The 18,634-nt window shown below is 69.7% G+C and carries 18 protein-coding genes; 7 read left to right on the forward strand and 11 right to left on the reverse strand.

Annotation, left to right across the window (positions count from 1 at the left end; genetic code table 11):
• From GXW79_RS19465 to rimP, 4 genes are all read right to left on the reverse strand, one after another.
• A partial coding sequence (locus tag GXW79_RS19465) for a translation initiation factor IF-2 associated domain-containing protein (RefSeq protein ID WP_211876119.1) occupies positions 1 to 248 on the reverse strand: 248 nt, incomplete at its 3' end.
• Between the two features lie 185 nt (positions 249 to 433).
• The gene (locus GXW79_RS19470; RefSeq protein ID WP_367614975.1) at positions 434 to 1,051 is read right to left on the reverse strand and encodes an RNA-binding protein; all 618 of its coding nucleotides are present in this window, start codon (positions 1,049 to 1,051) and stop codon (positions 434 to 436) included.
• Positions 1,032 to 2,597, reverse strand: coding sequence for a transcription termination factor NusA (gene nusA / locus GXW79_RS19475; protein WP_211876120.1), 1,566 nt, complete (start codon positions 2,595 to 2,597; stop codon positions 1,032 to 1,034). The genes GXW79_RS19470 and nusA overlap by 20 nt, the downstream gene beginning before the upstream one ends.
• Positions 2,598 to 2,607: 10 nt before the next feature.
• Complete coding sequence (gene rimP / locus GXW79_RS19480; RefSeq protein WP_211876121.1) at positions 2,608 to 3,126, reverse strand: ribosome maturation factor RimP; 519 nt, start codon at positions 3,124 to 3,126, stop codon at positions 2,608 to 2,610.
• A 190-nt stretch (positions 3,127 to 3,316) separates the two neighbouring features.
• Here rimP and GXW79_RS19485 point away from each other — a divergent pair, with 190 nt between their 5' ends.
• From GXW79_RS19485 to GXW79_RS19495, 3 genes are all read left to right on the forward strand, one after another.
• Positions 3,317 to 3,895 carry a YceI family protein gene (locus GXW79_RS19485; protein ID WP_211876122.1) on the forward strand — a complete coding sequence of 193 codons (579 nt, stop codon included), beginning with the start codon at positions 3,317 to 3,319 and terminating at the stop codon, positions 3,893 to 3,895.
• Positions 3,895 to 4,410, forward strand: a complete 516-nt coding sequence (locus GXW79_RS19490; protein WP_211876123.1) for a cytochrome b — start codon at positions 3,895 to 3,897, stop codon at positions 4,408 to 4,410. Before GXW79_RS19485 ends, GXW79_RS19490 begins: the two co-directional genes overlap by 1 nt.
• A gap of 163 nt (positions 4,411 to 4,573) precedes the next feature.
• Complete coding sequence (locus GXW79_RS19495; protein ID WP_211876124.1) at positions 4,574 to 6,217, forward strand: L-lactate permease; 1,644 nt, start codon at positions 4,574 to 4,576, stop codon at positions 6,215 to 6,217.
• A 15-nt stretch (positions 6,218 to 6,232) separates the two neighbouring features.
• On the opposite strand, the gene trmB is transcribed toward GXW79_RS19495, so the two are convergent.
• From trmB to GXW79_RS19510, 3 genes are all read right to left on the reverse strand, one after another.
• Positions 6,233 to 6,934 carry a tRNA (guanine(46)-N(7))-methyltransferase TrmB gene (gene trmB / locus GXW79_RS19500; protein WP_211876125.1) on the reverse strand — a complete coding sequence of 234 codons (702 nt, stop codon included), beginning with the start codon at positions 6,932 to 6,934 and terminating at the stop codon, positions 6,233 to 6,235.
• A gap of 93 nt (positions 6,935 to 7,027) precedes the next feature.
• A complete protein-coding gene (gene metK / locus GXW79_RS19505) occupies positions 7,028 to 8,215 on the reverse strand; it encodes a methionine adenosyltransferase (protein WP_211876126.1) in 1,188 nt (395 codons plus the stop codon).
• A gap of 142 nt (positions 8,216 to 8,357) precedes the next feature.
• Complete coding sequence (locus tag GXW79_RS19510) at positions 8,358 to 8,924, reverse strand: transposase (protein WP_211876127.1); 567 nt, start codon at positions 8,922 to 8,924, stop codon at positions 8,358 to 8,360.
• A gap of 600 nt (positions 8,925 to 9,524) precedes the next feature.
• On the opposite strand from GXW79_RS19510, the gene GXW79_RS19515 reads away from it, so the two are divergent.
• Genes GXW79_RS19515 through hpxZ form a run of 3 tightly spaced genes read left to right on the forward strand, consistent with a single transcriptional unit; the run spans position 9,525 to position 11,502 of the window.
• A complete protein-coding gene (locus tag GXW79_RS19515; protein ID WP_211876128.1) occupies positions 9,525 to 9,725 on the forward strand; it encodes a DUF4089 domain-containing protein in 201 nt (66 codons plus the stop codon).
• Positions 9,722 to 11,128, forward strand: a complete 1,407-nt coding sequence (locus GXW79_RS19520) for an AtzE family amidohydrolase (RefSeq protein WP_211876129.1) — start codon at positions 9,722 to 9,724, stop codon at positions 11,126 to 11,128. Before GXW79_RS19515 ends, GXW79_RS19520 begins: the two co-directional genes overlap by 4 nt.
• A complete protein-coding gene (hpxZ, locus tag GXW79_RS19525) occupies positions 11,125 to 11,502 on the forward strand; it encodes an oxalurate catabolism protein HpxZ (protein ID WP_367614976.1) in 378 nt (125 codons plus the stop codon). The genes GXW79_RS19520 and hpxZ overlap by 4 nt, the downstream gene beginning before the upstream one ends.
• On the opposite strand, the gene GXW79_RS19530 is transcribed toward hpxZ, so the two are convergent.
• The 3 genes from GXW79_RS19530 to GXW79_RS19540 form a co-directional block, all read right to left on the reverse strand.
• Positions 11,499 to 11,765, reverse strand: coding sequence for a hypothetical protein (locus GXW79_RS19530; protein WP_211876130.1), 267 nt, complete (start codon positions 11,763 to 11,765; stop codon positions 11,499 to 11,501). The two genes, hpxZ and GXW79_RS19530, sit on opposite strands and share 4 nt — an antisense overlap.
• 91 nt (positions 11,766 to 11,856) lie before the next feature.
• Positions 11,857 to 13,779, reverse strand: a complete 1,923-nt coding sequence (locus GXW79_RS19535; RefSeq protein ID WP_211876131.1) for an alpha/beta hydrolase domain-containing protein — start codon at positions 13,777 to 13,779, stop codon at positions 11,857 to 11,859.
• A 132-nt stretch (positions 13,780 to 13,911) separates the two neighbouring features.
• The gene (locus tag GXW79_RS19540) at positions 13,912 to 14,820 is read right to left on the reverse strand and encodes a LysR substrate-binding domain-containing protein (protein WP_367614977.1); all 909 of its coding nucleotides are present in this window, start codon (positions 14,818 to 14,820) and stop codon (positions 13,912 to 13,914) included.
• Positions 14,821 to 14,972: 152 nt separating this feature from the next.
• Here GXW79_RS19540 and GXW79_RS19545 point away from each other — a divergent pair, with 152 nt between their 5' ends.
• Positions 14,973 to 16,148 carry an MFS transporter gene (locus GXW79_RS19545; RefSeq protein ID WP_211876132.1) on the forward strand — a complete coding sequence of 392 codons (1,176 nt, stop codon included), beginning with the start codon at positions 14,973 to 14,975 and terminating at the stop codon, positions 16,146 to 16,148.
• Between the two features lie 216 nt (positions 16,149 to 16,364).
• On the opposite strand, the gene GXW79_RS19550 is transcribed toward GXW79_RS19545, so the two are convergent.
• Positions 16,365 to 18,617 (reverse strand): autotransporter family protein, encoded by a 2,253-nt coding sequence (locus tag GXW79_RS19550; protein ID WP_211876133.1) that lies wholly within the window; start codon positions 18,615 to 18,617, stop codon positions 16,365 to 16,367.
• Between the last annotated feature and the right edge of the window lie 17 nt (positions 18,618 to 18,634).

The following is an 18,634-nucleotide window of genomic DNA, read 5'->3' on the forward strand; positions in this document are numbered from 1 at the left end:
AGCGCCTGGGCGGGGCCGGTCGCACCGCTCGCCATCGGCGGCGCGCCGCTGGCGCGCGCCGGGCCGCTGCTCGGCGTCGGCGGGCCGACGCGCTTCTTCACGAGCTCGACCTGCACGGTCTTGGAGCGGCCGTGGGAGAAGCTTTGCTTGACGCTGCCGGCATCCACCGTCTTGCCGAGCTCGAGACGCCCGGAGGGGCGGAGGCTCAGCCGGCTCTTGGCCGCGTCCTGGTCGTTATGGTCACTCATTCGGCGTCCGAACCCAATCCTCGTCAGCATCACGCGGAGCGCCCATTGCGCACGGCGTTCGTCTTCTCATCGCCCGTCTGTCGTCACTCAGCCTGCGCGGAAACGCGGCAAGTAAGCCCAGAGCGGTCTGCCCGGCAAGCGCGGGCCGCGCGGATCCGCCACGCGTCGGGACCGTGGGAGGCCGCCTATGTCGTGACGAAGCCGGCCAAACGCAATGCGTCCTGCTCGACCCGCCCCGCCAATGCCCCGGGCGCGAGGGCCACATGCACCGCATGCGCGCGACCGAAGATACCGCCAAGCTCCTCCGCAACGAGCGGTGTGACCACCGGCACGTCGCGACGGCCGAGCAGTCTTTCGCGCTCCGACGCACTGCCTCCCGCGGCCTCGACAAGCAGGGCCGCGCGACCGGCCTGCAGCCATTCGCGCACCGCCTGAAAGCCGGTCACCGCCTGCCCCGCCCGCCTCGCAAAACCCAGGTGATCGCGGATGCGCCCCTTGAGGCCGTCCACGATCTGCAGCCGCAGGTCAGGGGAAATGTGTATCGGACCGCGCGCCGCCTTGATGAACCCGCCGCGTGTCAGCGCGCGTTCTAGCACATCGGCCCGCGCGCTCAACCACAAACCCCGGCCTGGCAGCTTGGCCGCGAGATCGAAGACCAGGGTGCGGTCGGGTGCGACGACGAAGCGGAGCATGGTCTCGCGCGCGGCACTCTCGCGCGTGACGATGCATCGGCGCAGCGGGCCGCGCTCGGGCTCGTCCTCGGGCTCGATTTTGGGCGCTGCGTCAGGTTGGGGCTCCGTCACCGGTCTCCTCCTCGACGACGGGTGCTTCCTCGTCGCCGAACCAGCCGGCGGCCTGGCGGGCGGCCATGATGACGGCGTTGGCGGTCTCCTCGTCGATGGCTTCCTCGCCGAGGATCTCCATGAGTTCGTCGGAAGCGAGGTCGGCCAGGTCCTCGGTGGTCTTCACGCCCTTTTCGCCGAGCTGGACCATCATGGACGGGGTGAAGCCGCCGAGATCGCCGACCTCGTCGACCACGCCGAGTTCGCGGCGCTTCTCGTCGAGCTCGCCGTCGCGCTTGTCGAGGAAGGCCTGGGCGCGGCGCTTGAGCTCCACGGCCACGGAATCGTCGAAGCCCTCAATGGCGGCGAGTTCCTCGTCGTCGATGGCGATGACGTCCTCAATGGAGGTGAAGCCTTCGGCAATGAGCAGGCCGGCGATGACGTCGTCCACGTCCAGGCCCTCGACGAAGAGGCCGGTGCGCTTGCGGAATTCCTCCTGGCGGCGCTCGGATTCCTCCGCCTCGGTCAGGATGTCCACGTCCCAGCGGGTGAGCTGGGAGGCGAGGCGGACATTCTGGCCGCGGCGGCCGATTGCGAGGCTGAGCTGATCATCGGGGACGACGACTTCGCAGCGGCGGGCTTCGTCGTCGAGGACCACCTTGCTCACTTCGGCGGGGGCGAGCGCGTTGACGATGAAGGTGGCGTTGTCGGGCGACCACGGAATGATGTCGATCTTCTCGCCCTGCAGTTCGGCGACAACGGCCTGCACGCGCGAGCCGCGCATGCCGACGCAAGCGCCGACGGGGTCGATGGAAGAATCGCGGCTGATGACGGCCATCTTGGCGCGGCTGCCGGGGTCGCGGCTGACGGCCTTGATCTCGATGATGCCGTCATAGATTTCCGGCACCTCCTGCGCGAAGAGCTTGGCGAGGAAACCGGGGTGCGTGCGGCTGAGGAAGATCTGCGGGCCGCGGGGTTCCTCGCGCACGTCGTAGATGTAGGCGCGCACGCGGTCGCCGTTGCGGTAGGCCTCGCGCGGGATGGTCTCGTCGCGGCGCAGCAGGGCCTCCGCGCGGCCGAGATCGACCATGAGGTTGCCGTACTCGGTGCGCTTGACGATGCCGTTGATGACCTCGCCGACGCGATCTTTGTATTCGGAGAATTGCTTGTGGCGCTCGACCTCGCGCACGCGCTGCACGATGACCTGCTTGGCCGTCTGCGCGGCGATGCGGCCGAAATCGATGGGCGGCAGCGGGTCGATGATGAACTCGCCGGTGGTGATGCCCGGCTTGATTTTCACCGCGATGCGCAGCGGCATCTGGGTGGCTTCGTTTTCCACCGGCTCGGCGTCCACGATCTCGGTGTAGCGGCGCAGCGTGACGGCGCCGTTGCGGCGGTCGATCTCGGCGCGGATGTCCTTCTCGTGCCCGTACTTGGCGCGGCCGGCCTTCTGGATGGCTTGCTCCATCGCCTCGAGCACCTCGTCGCGCTCGATCATCTTCTCGCGCGCGACGGCCTCGGCGACCTGCAGCAATTCAGGGCGGGGAATGGCGATGTCGATGGCCATGGGGTGTCCCTCAGTTCTTCGCGGCTGGTGCCGCGGTGGCGGCGATGAGTTCGTCGGTGAGCACGAGTTTCGCGCGGCGGATATTCTGCCGCGGCACGGTGAGTTCGGTGCCGTCTTCGAGCTTCAGGCGGGCATTCTCGGCATCCGCCCCGAGGGCGATGCCGCGGAAGCGCCGGCGACCTTCCATGGGCAGCGCGAGCTCGACGGTGGCGATGTGGCCGGCGAAACGCTCCCAATCCTTGGCGCGGGTGAGCGGCCGGTCGATGCCGGGCGAGCTGACCTCCAGCGACCACTCGTTCTTGAACGGGTCGTTGACGTCGAGCACGGCGCCGAGCGCGTGGGAGATCGCCTCGCAATCCTCGACGCGGAAGGGTGCGCCATCGGCGCGGTCCGCCATCACCTGCAGCACCGGCCGTTCCTTGCCGCTGACCTGCACGCGCACGAGCTCGTAGTCCATGTGCTCCAGCGTGGGCGCGATGGTGTCGGCGATACGGGCCTCGAGGCCTTCGTGGATGGGGCGTTCGGTCATGCGCGGTACGGGGGCCAGTGTGCAGAGCAGGCTGAAAGCAACAAAAAAGGCGGCCTCTCGCGAGGCCACCCCCCGGAACATCGGATTGTGACGAAGCGGATATAGCGATTTGCGGCACGCGGGACAAGCCCAGCCTTGTGCTGGGCCACCGCGCGCGAACATACATCGCCTGATCGAGGAGTGCTCTGACATGCTGACCGGCAGGCGAGGCGCCTTGGCGATGGGTGTGGTGGCGCTGGCGGCGCCGGCACGGGCGCAGCAGCGCAACATCTATGCATTCAACCAGGATCGCGGCGTGCTGTCGTTCAGCGCGCGGCATTTCGGCATGCTCGCCTCGACCGGCCGGTTCGAGAAGTTCGACGCGGTCGTGCGCCTGGATCCGCAACGCACCGGCACCGCGCAGGTCGAGGTGGAGGTCGAGACCGGCTCCATCGCGATGGGGTATGCCGGCGCGGTGGAGATGCTGCGCTCGGAGGCGTATTTCGACACCGCGCATCATCCCAAGGCGCGGTTCCGCGGGGCCGCGACCGGCGCGGGCCAGGCGACGGGCTTTCCCATCCTCGGCACCCTGACGGTGAAGGGCATCGAGCGCCCATTGACGATGCAGGCGCGCCTCGTCGGCCAGGAGCGGGAGGCTGGCTCGGGCCGCGAGATCGCCACCTTCCAGGCGGAAGGAACGATGCTGCGATCGCAGTATGGGATGGTCGCGGATGCCTACACGATCTCCGACCGGATCACCCTGGGCGTGACCGTCCAACTGTTCGTCTGATGAGCTGGAGCAGGGCGCAGCGCCGGCTGCACTGGTGGGTGGCGGGGTTGGTGCTGTTCTCGGCTGCGCTGGGTTTTTGGATGGTGGCGCTGCCCTTCTCGGCACTGGCGGCGAAGTTCCTGGGGTATCAGCTGCACAAGAGCCTCGGGATCATCGTGTTCGCGCTGGTGCTGTGGCGCCTGGTCCTGCGGTTGACGCGCGGGCGCCCAAAGGGCGAAGGCGGCTGGCCGGCGGCGGCGGGGCATGCCGCGCTGTACGCGCTGCTGCTGGCGATGCCGGTCGTTGGCTACCTGATGGCGGCCTCGGCACCTGGCGCGGTCGAGACCACGTTGTTCCTGGTCATCCCGGTTCCGCATGTGGTGGGGCCGGACGCGGCGCGCTTTGCGGTGCTGCAATGGGTGCACTGGGCCGGCGCAGTGCTGCTGCTCACGCTGGTTGCAGGCCACGTGGCGATGGCAATCCGCCATCACCGTGCCGGCTCGGCCATTCTCACGCGGTTGTGGCGCGGCAGCTAGCGAGGCAGACCCTTCGCCGGGCGGCGGTGTGTTCGCCACGACTTAATCTTTGCTCCGATTTCTTACGGCGAATCAATCTTCCACGACGGCCCTCGCCCCTTGTCCCGGGCGGCAGCATCGCGCAATGCGGGCGCATCGACGCAGAAGGCTGGGGGAAACGCGCGTGAGCTGGTCGCAAGTCTATGATCCGTTGGGCAGCATGACGCTTTCGACGCTGCTCGCGGCGATTCCGATCGTGGTGCTGCTGGGCAGCATCGGCTTCCTCCACATCAGCGCGCATGTTGCCGCCGGCCTCGGCCTGCTGACCGCGCTCGCGGTCGCGGTGTTCGGCTTCGGGATGCCGGCGGAGATGGCCGGTGCGACCGCGCTCTATGGCGCGGCGAGCGGGCTGATGCCGATCGGCTGGATCATTCTCAACGTGATCTTCCTCTACCGGCTGACCGAGCAGGCCGGGCAGTTCGACATCCTGCGCGATTCCATCGCCGGGCTGACGCGGGACCGGCGGCTGCAATTGCTGTTCGTGGCCTTCTCCTTCGGCGCCTTCTTCGAGGGCGCGGCCGGCTTCGGCACCCCTGTCGCGGTGACCGGGGCGATGCTGATCGGCCTGGGCTTCGCGCCGCTCGCGGCCTCCGGCCTGTCGCTGATCGCCAATACCGCGCCGGTCGCCTTTGGCGCGCTGGGCACGCCGGTGATAGCGCTGGCCGCGGTCACCGGGCTCGACCTGTTCGATCTCTCGTCGATGATCGGGCGGCAATTGCCGATCTTCTCGATCATCGTGCCGTTCTGGCTGATCGTGGCCTTCTCCGGTTTTCGCGGCATGTGGCAGGTGTGGCCCGCGCTGCTGGTGGCCGGCGTGTCCTTCGCGGTGCCGCAATTTGCGGTATCCAATTTCCATGGGCCGTGGCTGGTGGACGTGGTCTCCGCGCTCGTCTCGATGGGCTGCCTCGCGGCGTTCCTGAAGGTCTGGCAGCCCCGGGAGCTGTGGCTGTCGGTGAGCCGGGACCGGGCCGATATCCCGGCGGCAGTGGCGCCGGTGCTGCGCAGCGGGGGCGAGGTGTTCCGCGCCTGGCTGCCCTGGATCATCCTCTCGGTCTTCGTCTTCGCCTGGGGTGTGCCGCAGGTGAAGGCCTGGCTGGATGGGCTGTGGATCTATCGCTACCCGGTGCCGGGGCTGCACAATCTGGTGCAGAAGGTGCCACCGGTGGTGGCCGCGCCGGCGCGCGAGGCGGCGGTCTATGCCTTCAACATCCTGTCCATGGCGGGGACGGGCATCCTGGTGGCGGCGCTGATCTCGGGCTTCATCATGAAGTACTCGCCGATGGCGATGATCCGGGAATATGGGCGGACGCTGTATGTGATCCGCTACTCGCTGATGACCATCGCCGCGATGCTGTCGCTGGGCTTCGTCACCCGGTATTCGGGCACGGATGCATCTCTCGGGCTCGCTTTCGCGCAGACCGGATGGATCTATCCGTTGTTCGGCACGTTGCTGGGCTGGCTGGGGGTGGCGCTGACCGGCTCCGATACCGCGTCCAACGTCCTGTTCGGCGGCTTGCAGAAGGTGACGGCGCAGCAGCTTGGCCTTTCCCCCGTGCTGATGGCCGCGGCCAATTCATCCGGCGGCGTGATGGGCAAGATGATCGACGCGCAGAGCATCGTTGTCGCCTCGACCGCGACCAAGTGGTATGGGCACGAGGCCGATATCCTGCGCTTCGTGTTCTTCCACTCGATCGCGCTGGCGATCCTGGTCGGGATGCTGGTGATGGCGCAGGCCTATGTGTGGCCGTTCACGCTGATGGTGCCCTGAGGCGACGCCAAAAGTTCAAGAGACGCGCCGCGTGAAGGACCAGTAGAGCGGCTGGCGGCCCTCGCGCAGGGCTTTTGCTTCGTAGCGCGTGGGCGGCCAGCCTTCCGGGCGGGTGGTGGCCAGGGCGGCGGACGCGAAGAAGTCCTGCCGCGCCAGCGTCTCCGTCACCCAGGCCTGGTAGGTCGGGTCGTCCGAGGCGACGCGCCACTCGCCACCCGGCCGCACCACGCGCGCGACCGCCGGCAGCAAGGTGGGATTCACGAAGCGGCGCTTGGCGTGGCGCGCCTTCGGCCAGGGGTCGGGGAAGAGCAGGATCAGCTTGTCGAGTGCGCCCTCCGGCAGCGCCGCGACCAGGTGGCGCGCGTCGCGTGGCCAGAGGCGGAGGTTGGGCGGCAGGGGCGCGGTGGCCTCCTCCCCATCCGGCGCGAGTCGCGTGAGCAGCGAGCACAGCCCGTTCTCGAAAACCTCGCTCGCGATGTAGCCCACATCGGGGTTGGCGCGGCTGAGCACATAGGCGTGCTCGCCGCCGCCGAAGCCGACCTCGAGCCAGAGGCCCGCGACCGGGTGCGGGAAGGGGTGGGCGGGGTCGGTGAGCGTCAGGCGCGGGAGGGTGAGGTCGATGAGGCGCTGCTGGCGGGGGCGGAGGACGTGGCCGCGACGGCGGCCGTAGAGGCGGTCCGGGATGCCCTCGGCGAGCGGGGGGCGGTCGGCGGTCATGAAGACAAGGCTGGGGAAAAGAATTTCCCCAGACCCCATTCTTTTATTTTTGGCTTTCTGGTGCCGGCTGCGAAGCCGATACCAAGCCTTGGGTCAGCGGCCAAACGCGCGCTTCAGCTCAGGCACCAGATCCGTCTTCTCCCAAGTGAACGTGCCCTTTTCCTCGTCGGGCGTCCGCCCGAAGTGCCCATAGGCGCTGGTCGGCACGTAGATCGGGCGGTTCAGGTGCAGGTGCTCGCGGATGCCGCGCGGGGAGAGGTTCATGATCTCGGTCACGACCTTGGCGAGCTTCACCTCGTCCACGTCATTGCCCGTCCCGTGCAGGTCGAAATAGACCGACAGCGGCTTGGAGACGCCGATCGCGTAGCTCACCTGGATGGTGCACTTCTCGGCCAGGCCCGCGGCGACGACGTTCTTCGCCACGTAGCGCGCGGCGTAGGCGGCCGAGCGGTCGACCTTCGTCGGGTCCTTGCCGGAGAAGGCGCCGCCGCCGTGCGGGGCCGCGCCGCCGTAGGTGTCCACGATGATCTTGCGCCCGGTCAGGCCGCAATCGCCATCGGGGCCGCCGATGATGAAGGTGCCGGTCGGGTTCACGTAGAGCTCGGACTCAGGGCACATCCAGCCCTCGGGCAGGCTGGATTCGATGATCGGGCGCACCAGGCGCTTGATCTCGGCCTGGTCGAGGTGTTCCTCGTGCTGGGTCGAGAGCACGATGGACGTGGCACCCACGGGCTTGCCGTCGACATAGCGCAGCGTGACCTGGGACTTCGCGTCGGGCAGCAGGCCGGCCACGCCCTTGTCGTGGTTGTGGCGCATCTCGTTGATGCGGCGCAGCAGCAGGTGCGCGTAGTAGAGCGGCGCTGGCATCAGGTCCGGCGTCTCGGTGCAGGCGTAGCCGAACATGATGCCCTGGTCGCCGGCACCCTCATCCTTGTTGCCGGCCGCGTCCACGCCCTGGGCGATGTGCACGGACTGAGCGTGCAGGTGGCATTCGATCTTGGCGTGCTGCCAGTGGAAGCCTTCCTGCTCGTACCCGATGTCCTGGATGGCCAGGCGGGCGAGATGCATCAGGTATTCGGGCGTGACGGAGCCGGGGCCGCGGACTTCGCCGGCGAGGACCACGCGGTTTGTGGTGACGAGCGTTTCACAGGCGACGCGCGCATAGGGGTCGGCGGTGAGGAACGCATCGAGCACCGTGTCGGAGATGCGGTCCGCGACCTTGTCTGGGTGGCCTTCGGAGACGGACTCCGACGTGAACAGGTACTCGCCTGTGTCGCGCATGGCGTGTTGGCCTCTTGTCGCGGGAGTGGTCCGGAAACCCCGGCCTGGTCTGCCCCGGCTGGGGCTGATGGGGCCGGGGTTTGGCAGGGGAAGGAAGGGGGGTCAAGCGCATGGGGCGGTTTTGTTGCGGTTCGCGGGCGCATCAGAGCGTGCGCAGGCAGGAGGGGATGCGCGCGCGGCCGCCGGCGGTGCGGAGCAACGCCTTGCAGAGCCGGAGATGCGCCAGCGCCTGCGGGTGCAGGTAGTCCATGACGATGGTTTTCAGCAGCCCGCGCACGGTTTCGGACAAATCCGGATCGGGCAGCAGCCAGGAGGGGGCGGGCAGGGCCTCGTGGATGTGCAGGCGCCGGGCGACGAGGATGGCGGGCAGGCCGAGGATGCGGATGGTGCGGCGGTGGGCGGCGTGGATGGCGGCGGCGAGGGACTTGATGGGGGCGGGGCAGTCCTTCGACGCGAGCAGGGCGAGCAAGCGGGCCCAGAGACCGGCGTGGGCGAGGCGGCCGAAGTGGCGGTGGAGAGTTGGGGTGGGGGTGGCGCCGGGGGCTTCGTAATGAGTCCAGCGCTTGCCTGAAGTAACGGCCGCGAAGAGGGCGTCGAAGCGGGCGCGGAGGTCGGGGATGGGGCGGCCAGGGGTCGAGGGGGTGCGGTGGATGTGGGGGAGAAGCGCGGCCCAGGCGGCGTCGGAGAGGGGGAGGATGGGGGTGCGCATTGCGGGGCGGGCTCCGGAGGGGGGAGCGGAGGTTATAGGAAATAATTCCGACGATCAAGATTTCTGCTCCAGCCATGTTCGCCCTCGCCTTGCATGGCGGCGCAAAAGCGGGACGGAACTATTATCGAGGACCGGCCGGCGCGGATGGATCGCACGGTGGCAAGTCCAGCTGCTCGATAAATGGTTCGACGATATCCCAGTTCTGCCCATCCGCCGTCTCGAACGGCGCCATGGGATGAGCCTCTCCCGTGCAAGAATCCACGATCACGACGAAGTTGCGATGGATGCTGCTGGTCTGCCGGAACGTGCCTGTTTCATGGGTAACCTGTCGTCCAGGCGGCGCCGTGCGGGTGACGGCATAGACGAGGCGGCCGCCACGAAGGCGCTCGGGCCTGACCCTCGGCGTGCTCTGCGAGGGTCTGTCGCAGTTGTCTTGTTCCGCCATGGCCTGGAAGGTAGTGCACGACAGACGCCCATTACATCTGACGCGGGGTCCGGGGAGGCCGCGCCTCCCCGGCGAGGTTGCAGGGGCAGCGCCCCTGCCGCTTTCTTCGGCACGGCCATTGCTACGCTCCACCCAAGCCACCCCGGAGCGCATTGATGAGCCCCCCCGAATTCGACGCCGAGGCCTATGCGCGCGAGACAGCGCGCCTCATCCGCTTGCCCATCGATGCGGCGCACCTGCCCGGCGTGGTGCAGAATCTGCGCCTCGCCGCCCGCATGGCCGCGATGATCGAGGCCCGCGCCCTCCCGCGGGACGTGGAGGCCGCCCCCGTCTTCATCGCCGGCCGCCGCGCGTGACATCCGCCGCCACCATCGCGCGTGCCGTCCGTGCGGGCGAGACCACCGCTGCCGCCGTCGCCGAGGCCGCGCTGTCCACCATCGCCGCGCGCGATCCGGCGCTCAACGCCTTCACCACCATCACCGCCGACCGCGCGCGCGCCGAGGCCGCCGCCGTCGATGCCGCCATCGCGCAGGGCCGCGACCCCGGCCCGCTCGCCGGCGTGCCGGTGGCGGTGAAGAACCTGTTCGACCTCACCGGCATCGTCACCGTCGCAGGCTCCAAGATCGACCGCGACCGCGCGCCGGCCAAGGCCGATGCCTACCTGGTGAGGCGCATGCAGGAAGCGGGCGCCATCATGTGCGGCGCGCTGAACATGGATGAATACGCCTATGGCTTCACCACCGAGAACGCGCATGACGGGCCCTGCCACAACCCGCATGACCTCACGCGCATCGCCGGCGGCTCCTCGGGCGGATCGGCCGCGGCGGTGGCCGGGGGCCTGGTGCCGATCACGCTGGGCTCGGACACCAACGGCTCCATCCGGGTGCCGTCCTCGCTGTGCGGCATCTGGGGGGTGAAGCCCACCTATGGGCGGCTGTCGCGCGGTGGCAGCACCATGTTCGCGGCCAGCTTCGACCATCTCGGCCCCTTCGCGCGCACGCTCGAGGACCTGGCACTCGTCTACGACGTGCTGCAGGGCCGCGACGCGGACGACCCCCCCCAGACCTGGCACGGCCTCGCACCGGTCCTGCCGGGGCTGGAGGGCGGCATCGCCGGGCTGCGCATCGCGGTCGCGGACGGGCATTTCGCGGAGGGTGGCCACCCCGAGGCCTTCGCCGCCGTGGCGCTGGTCGCCGAGGCGCTGGGCGTCGGCGCGCGGGTGACGCTCCCCGATGCCGCGCTCGGCCGCGCCGCCGCCTTCCTCATCACCATGTGCGAGGGCGCGAACCTGCACATGGAGAACCTGCGCACCCGCGCGGCCGATTTCGACCCCGGCACGCGGGACCGCTTCCTCGCCGGTGCCCTGCTGCCGGCGCATTGGCTCAGCCAGGCGCAGCGGATGCGGCAGGCCTACCGAGAGGGTGTCGCGCGCGTGTTCGAGGAGGTGGACGTGATCCTCGCCCCGGCGACGCCGTTCTCCGCCACGAAGATCGGCCAGGCGATGGTCTCGATCGATGGCGTGGAGATGCCGGTGCGGCCGAACCTGGGCGTCTTCACCCAGCCGATTTCCTGCATCGGGCTGCCGGTGGTCTGCGCGCCGCTGGCCGAGCCCGCGCGCGCCGGCACACCGGGGGGCTTGCCGATCGGCGTGCAGATCATCGCCGCACCCTGGCGCGAGGATCTGTGCTTCCGCGTCGCACGCGCGCTCGAAGCGGCGGGCATCTGCGCCGCGCCACCGGTTAAGGGAGATGTCGCGTGATCCTGAACGACCCGGCGACGCTCGCCGAAGTCACCGCGCAGTTCATGCGCTACGAGGCGGCGCTGACCACCAACGACGTGGCGGTGCTCGACGAGCTGTTCTGGGACAGCCCGCTGACGCTCCGCTATGGCGCCACCGAAATCCTGCACGGCTATGACGAGATCAAGGCGTTCCGCGCCGGACGCTCCGGCCAGGGGCTCAAGCGCACCCTGCTGCGCACCGTCATCACCACCTACGGGACCGATTTCGCCACCTGCAACACCACCTTCCAGCGCGAGGGCAGCGACAGGATCGGCCGCCAGAGCCAGAGCTGGGCGCGCATCCCGGATGTGGGCTGGCGGGTGGTTGCGGCGCATGTCTCCCTGATGGGCTAGCGCCGGCGCGCGCAGTCGAACACCACCACCTCGGGCAGGCCGAAGCTTACGTCGAGCAGGCTCGCATCGATGAGGCGGGAGGCGAGCATGGGGTCATCCAGCGCCGGCATCGCGCAGCTCTGCGTGGGCATGCGCGCCGCCACGCGGCCGCCGCGGCGGGCGAAGGCGTATTCGATCGGTCCGGCGATCTGGACGGGGCGGTCATCATAGTGTTGCGCACAGCCGGCGACGGCGAACAGCAAGGCGGGGGCGAGGCGGCGCATCATGAGGCTCCGGGTGCGGGTGCCTCATGATGCGAGCGGGGCGTTACGAAAGCCTTTAGGTCGCGGCGATTCGACGTGTCGCCGCGGGCGGCTAGGGCCGGGCGGCCGCGACGAAGGCGGCCGCATCCTCGGGCAGCAGCAGCCGCGCCGCGACCAGCGAATCCGCCGCCGCCACCACCCGGTCCCGCGGGCGGCCAACGGCGCCATAGCGTTCGGCGAGCGACAGGCGCGGATCGCCCGCGGCGTCCCGCGCGGCACGCGTTTCGGCGAAGGCGAAGAAGCTGCCCTCGCGGTCGCACATCTCGGCGGCGAGTCCGGCACCGGCGTGGATGTTCCATCCGGTCTGAGTGCCGAGCGGCACGGCCAGGTCGGGCAGCAGGACGCCCGCGCGCTCATTGCCATCGGCGTCTACCGCCGGGACCAGCGGGCGCCAGGCGCGCTCGTCGCCACGGGTGCCGGCGACCCAGTCGAGCACCGGGGCGATCGGCGTGGCGAAGGGCGGGCGCACCGCGCCGGGGACGGGCGGGAAGGCCTCGAGCACCGCCGCCGCACTCACCAGCGTGCCGTCGGCGATGCGCGGCACCCGGCTCGCGGGCGGGGCCATGCCGCGCGTCGCCCAATCGTCGAGGGCCACCAGCAGCGCGCGCAGCAGCGGGCCGGAGGAGTGCGGGTTGTTCGGGTTCACGCAGCCACCGCGTGCGGTGGTGAGCCCGGCCCGCCCGCCATGCTTGGTGCCCGCCATCAGGAAGTGGCGCACATTCGCCGGCTCGGGCAGGTCGCGCAGCCCGGCGGGGTCCGTGTGGATCAGCGAGGCGCCCTTCTGCCAGTACTCGGTCGAGGTGTTGACCTCGAGGATGACCGGGTCGGAGCCATCGCCGCGCAGCAGCGCCGCCGTCTCGCCCGAGACCGGGTCCTCCGAGGCCGCATGCGCCATTGGGAACCAGTTCTCGGGGAAGGAGAAGTCCTCGTGCCAGGTGGCGGTGCGGTTGGGCTGGGCGAAGGCCTCGTTGATGAAGACGCGCCCCGCCCCGGCGATATGGACCAGCATGCCGTCGAACAAGCGCCGCCCCGCCTCATCCGCGTTCATGCCCAGGCCGAGGTGGTGGCGCAGATAGCGCCCGGATTGCGAGATGCCGACCGCAAGCACGCCCGCGATCGGGATGTCCGCGACCGGGCTGCCCGCACCGGCGTGGCGCAGGTGTGAGACCAGGTCGCGCGTCGCGGCGAAGCCCATGCCGAGCGGCCGCGCGCCCATCGCCGGGTAGCGGAACTCATAGATCGAAAGCGGCTCGAACGCGGCGCCGCCGGGCAGGCGGATCGCCTGCGGCCCGGCATATTCGAAGGCGATGTCGCGCGGTGCATCGGCCCGCCCCCGGCGCACCGTGAGCCGCGCGAGCGCCGGGTTCGCATCGGCCAGTGGATAGGAGAGCGGTGCTGCTAGGCCATCCCCGCCCAGGCGCACGCCGAAGACGAACTCGTCGCGGATGGTGCGGATGACGTGGTTGAGCTCGGGCAGCGTGATGGTGAGGCTGCCGCCCTCGCGCGGCACATCCGGGTCCCACCCGTTCCAGACCAGCGTGTGTCCCAGACGCAGGGCGAGCGCATTGCCCACCGCACCCGCCGCCATGGCGTTCATGGCGGGTTGCGGCGCCGTCGCGTCCTGCAGGTAGGCGAAGATCATCTTGCGGCCGCGATTGGTCACCTCATGCACCAGCCGGCCGGAGGCGCGGGCGGGGTCCTCGGGGCGCAGGATCTCGAACTGGGTGGTGTATTCGACCAGCCCCGCCGCGTTGCGGGGTGCGAGGTTGAGACCCTCGATGACCGCGTTGCGCGGGTCATTCGGGTCGAGCGCGCCGCGCGCGATGCCGCGGATGATGCGATAGGGCCCGGCGCCGAAATCCCGGCCGGCCGCGAAGGGCTCGGTGGCGGTGATCTCGATGCCGAGGATACGTGCCTGCGCCGCGGAGGCCGTCATCAGCAACGCCACGAGCAGGACCTTCCAGATGGGGGGCATGGTGTTCCTCCGCGCGGGTCTCGGCCCGCTGCGCGAAGGCTACGCCGGAACACGCCGGGCGCAAGGTTTGACGCGCCTCGCCGTCCCGATGATGCCGCAGCTCCCGTCGCGCGCGGCGCTTGACCGAGCGCGTCAGCGCAGACGGCTCGCGATGTAGTCGACGAAGACGCGCACCCGCGCCGGCAGGTTGGCACCGCCGAGGAACACCGCGTGGATCTGCTCGGCATCGCCGGGATTGAACGCCTCCAGCAAGGGCACCAGCCGGCCGGCGGCGAGGTCCTCCGCCACGCTGAACCGGCCGACGCGGGTGATCCCCACGCCGTCGCGCGCCAATTGGCCGAGCGTCTCGCCATTGTTGGCCTCGACATTGCCCTGGACCGTCAGCGCGTAGTCGCGCCCGTCCTTGCGGAAGGGCCAGACCGGTTCGGCGCGGCGGAAGTTGAAGTTCAGGCAATTGTGGTCATGCAGATCCTCGGGGATCCCCGGCGTGCCGCACCGGGCCAGGTAGTCGGGCGAGGCGACGATGACGCGGCCCGTCTCGCCGATGCGCCGCGCGGTGAGCGGGCTGTCGGGCAGCAGGCCAAAGCGGATGGCCACGTCGGCCTGGCCGCCGGCGATATCGGCGATGGCGTCGGACAGGCTGATATCGACGAGAATGTGCGGATAGAGCCGGGCGAATTCACCCAGCAGGGGCACGATCAGCAGGCGCCCATGCGAGAAGGCGGCGCTCACCCGCAGCCGCCCGCGCGGCGCGCCCTGATCGGCGATCTGGCGTTCCGCGTCGTCGAGGTCGGCGAGGATTCGCCGCGCCGCGCCCAGATAGGCCTGGCCCTCGGCTGTCAGGGTCAGCAGCCGGGTCGTCCGGACCATCAGGCGCACGCCGAGCCGCGCCTCGATCCGATCGATGGTCCGGCTGACCGCGGACGGCGTCAGGCCCAGGGCCCGTCCGGCGGCCGAGAAGCTGCCCCCCGCGACGGCCGTGGCGAAGACCGCGAGCTCACGGGCGCGATCCGGGCTGCCGACCCGCAGCTTTGCGTCCACGACAAAACTGTTTGGCATCATTCCTGTCTAATGCCGCCCCGGCAGGCTGTCCATCTGTGCATCGGCCCTCCCAGGGGGCATGCGCGCCCGCCTGACCCACACCGAACCTCTGCCCATCGAAACTCTGCCCACCGAAACTCTGAAAGCCCGCCATGAAACCCAACCTTCCCATCCTGGCCCTGGCCGTCGGCGCCTTCGGCATCGGCGTGACCGAATTCGCGCCCATGGGCATGCTGCCCATCATCGCCGCGGATCTGGGCGTCTCCATCCCGATCGCCGGGCTGCTGATCAGCGCCTATGCGTTCGGCGTCATGCTCGGCGCACCGCTGATGACGCTGACCACCGGGCGTGTGCCGCGTCGGACGCTGCTGATCGCCCTGATGGCGATCTTCACGATCGGCAATGTGCTCGCCGCCATATCGACCAGCTATTCCATGCTGCTGACGGCGCGGGTCGTCACCTCGCTGAACCACGGCGCCTTCTTCGGCGTGGGCGCGATCGTCGCGGCAAGCCTGGTGGCGGAGAACCGGCGCGCGGGTGCCGTCGCCGCCATGTTCATGGGCCTGACCATCGCCAATGTCGTGGGCGTGCCGCTCGCGACCTGGGCCGCCGACCAGATCGGCTGGCGGGCCTCGTTCTGGGGCATCGCGGCGCTGGGCGTCGGTGCCATGGTTGCCTTGCGGCTGACCCTGCCGGCGCTCGCCGCGCCGAAGACCGGCAACGCCCTGGCCGAGCTGAAGGTGCTGGCGCGCGGCCCGGTGCTGACCGCCCTGGCGCTGACGGTGATCGGGTCCAGCGCCATGTTCACGGTCTTCACCTACATCACGCCCATCCTGCAGCAGGTGACGCAGGCGTCGATCGGCTTCGTGACGGCGATGCTGGTGACCTATGGCGTTGGGCTGACGGTGGGCAACTGGCTCGGCGGCAAGTTCGCGGACCGGTCGGTCGACCGCACCCTGATCGTCACCCTGGCGTCGCTCAGCGCGGTCCTGGTCGCCTTCGCCTTCGCCATGCCCTTCGCAAGCGTCAGCGCCGGGCTGATCTTCCTGTGGGGTGTGGCGAGCTTCGCTCTGGTGCCGCCGCTGCAGCTGCGCGTGATGGCCGCCGCGGCGGATGCGCCGAACCTGGCATCCGCGGTCAACATCGGCGCGTTCAACCTGGGCAACGCCATCGGCGCGGCTTTGGGTGGGGCGGTCATCGCCTCGGGGATGGGTTTTCCCGCGGTTGCCCTGGCCGGCGCGGCTGCCTCGGCCACGGGGCTGGTCCTGCTGTTCCTGGTGCGCCGTCCGGCTCCGGCGCCAGGCAGGATTGCGTCAAGCCGGGTTTGACGAAGGCGTGGCACCCGTGCCGGGCGCCAGGATCCCACCGCGCCTGAGGCAATGTGTCCGGCGCGGCGCGGCAGGGCCGACTGACAGGGCAAACAACTCCTGCCTGCCGGCATCCTGGCCTCGACGCGCCCCGCACGGCTGGGCGGATGCAGGCACGGCCCGCAGGCGACCTGCCTCGCCCATCTGGCGGGCGGCGGTGGTCCGCCGCCCGCCCGTTCAGAAGCGTCCGGCCATGCGCAGCATGCCCCGGTGCGCCGCGTAGCGCTCATCCCGCCACTCATAGTCGTAGGAGGCTTCGACCGACCACACCCGCGTCGCGCAGGTGCAGGAGAGCAGATTGATGCTGGCGCCGACATTGTAGGTGTTGGCCCCCGTCGTCGGCGCCTGCGTGGTGAAGCTGGGCGAGGCGGCGCTGGCGAAGGAGGCGGTGTTGCTCAGGCGCGGGTTGTTGAGCTCGCGGATGTAGTTCGCGTGCACCGCCGGGACGATGCGCATGCCCTCATTGGTGAAGGGTCGCGCAATCCGCAGGCCCAGCACGCCTTCGACGAAGTCATAGCTCTGCGATTGCACCCGCAGCGAGAGGTCGCCGGCGCCGGTTTCCGTGTAGGCGCCGATGTTCACGTGCGTGTACTGCAGCGCCGCGCGCGGCGTGACGACGAAGCCGTTGGTCGCAAAGCGGTAGCCGGTCGTGACGGCGCCCGTGTAGTCCTGCCCCGAATAATCGGCATCCGCGCGTCGGCTGACCCCGGCGAAGGCGATGTTGCGTTCGCCGGTATAGGCGTTCAGCCCGATACCGACATCGCCATGCACGTACCACGGGCCAATCTCATGCCCGATATAGGCCGTGGCACGGTAGCTGTTGAAGCTGGTCCGCGCGGTGCCGGCGCCGAAGGTATCGCCATCGACCACGCTGCGCGCGAAACCGAACCCGATGCCGGCCCGCGTATCCGGCCCCAGCGGCGCGTCATAGCCGATCATCGTGCCGACGATGCGAACGTCGTAGCCCGCGATGCCGTCGCGCGTGCCCTGCTGGCCGGAGTAGCCGAAGCCGCGCACCCACCAGCCCGGGCGCTGTTCCTCCCGGCACAAGGTGTTGCCTGGCTCCTCCGGGCGGGCCGGGCCGCACAGGATATCCTCAAGGCGCGAGAGCAGCAGGCCGCGGAACTGCGTCGTGCCCTGGTAGGTGACCAGCGGCGCGGCGATGGCGGGCCCGGACGGGGCCAGCTGCGCCACGGCGCTGACGACATCGCTCGCAGTGGTGAGCGCGTTGATCGCCGGCAGCACGTTGATGACTAGGTCGGCGGGGGCCGCGGGTGCGATCGCGAGCAGCACCGGGACGATGGTGGCCGCGACCGGCAGGGCCGGCGGCAGCGGCACGTTCACGGGCGGCTGCACCGGGACGAGCAGCGGCGTGCCGGTGGTGGTGATCACCACCTCGCCGGCGATGGTGCCGGCGGCGGGAATGGCGGCGAAGGTATAGAGCGGGTTGGTCGGGTTCTGGACGGAGACCGAGACGACGGACCCGTTGGTGCCGCTCTGCAGCGTGCCGGCGCGGGTCTGGATGACCGCGAACTGGGTGCCGACGGGGATGAAGCTGGTCGCCGGCACCGTCACGTTCACCAGCAGCGTCGGGCCGATATTGGTGGCCCCGATGGGACGGATGTTGCCGAAGACGGTGGGGCTGGCGAGCGTGGTGTTGACCACGCCTCCGGCGCCGCCATTGGCGATGGTCAGCGCGCCGCCGACGTTGAGCGTGTTGGTGCCGAGCGAGAAGGCGAAGGCATTCGCCGCGCCCGTGATGGTCGCCGTCGCGCCCGCCGTGTCGGACCCGCCCACGACGTTGATCGAACGCAGGCCGGAGGCGCCGCCGACCGCGCCGTTGAGCACGCTGCCATTGGCCAGTGAGAGGGTGCCGGTGTTCGCACCCGCGGTCGAGGTCAGGGCGCCGATCAGGGTGGTGTTGGGGGCGAGGGCGATGGTACCGTCGGCGGCGAAGTTCGTCGCGGTGATGTTGGTGGAGCCGGAAGCGAAATTGACCGTGCCGGTTCCCACCACATCGAGCGTGGTGGCGAAGACCGGGCCGAGGAAGTTGACCGTCGTGCCGGTATTGCCGCCGGAGATGGCGCGCAGGAAGGGCCCGCCGGGCTGGGTGACGCCGATGGCGCCGAACACGGTCGAGCTGCTGTTGAAGACGATGTTGCCCTGGCTGGAGGCGGCGGTGGAGACCGCTGTGGCGCCGGAGATAAGGGCGGCATTCTGCGTGAAGATGTCGGTTTGCGGGCCACCCAGGACGCCAACACTGAGCGTACCGGTGGTGGCGGAGGCTGACATCGAGACCCCGCCGAGGATGCCGGTTGTATCGAGCGGCGTGATTCCCCCGCCCACGGCGAGCTGGGTTTGCGCCTGGACGGGCGCGGTCAGCCCCACCGTTACCGCGCCAAAAAGCACCGGAATGAAACGCCGAAACATTCTACTCACCCCTAAGT

It is taken from the genome of Plastoroseomonas arctica, from assembly GCF_018128965.1.
Classification (GTDB): domain Bacteria; phylum Pseudomonadota; class Alphaproteobacteria; order Acetobacterales; family Acetobacteraceae; genus Plastoroseomonas; species Plastoroseomonas arctica.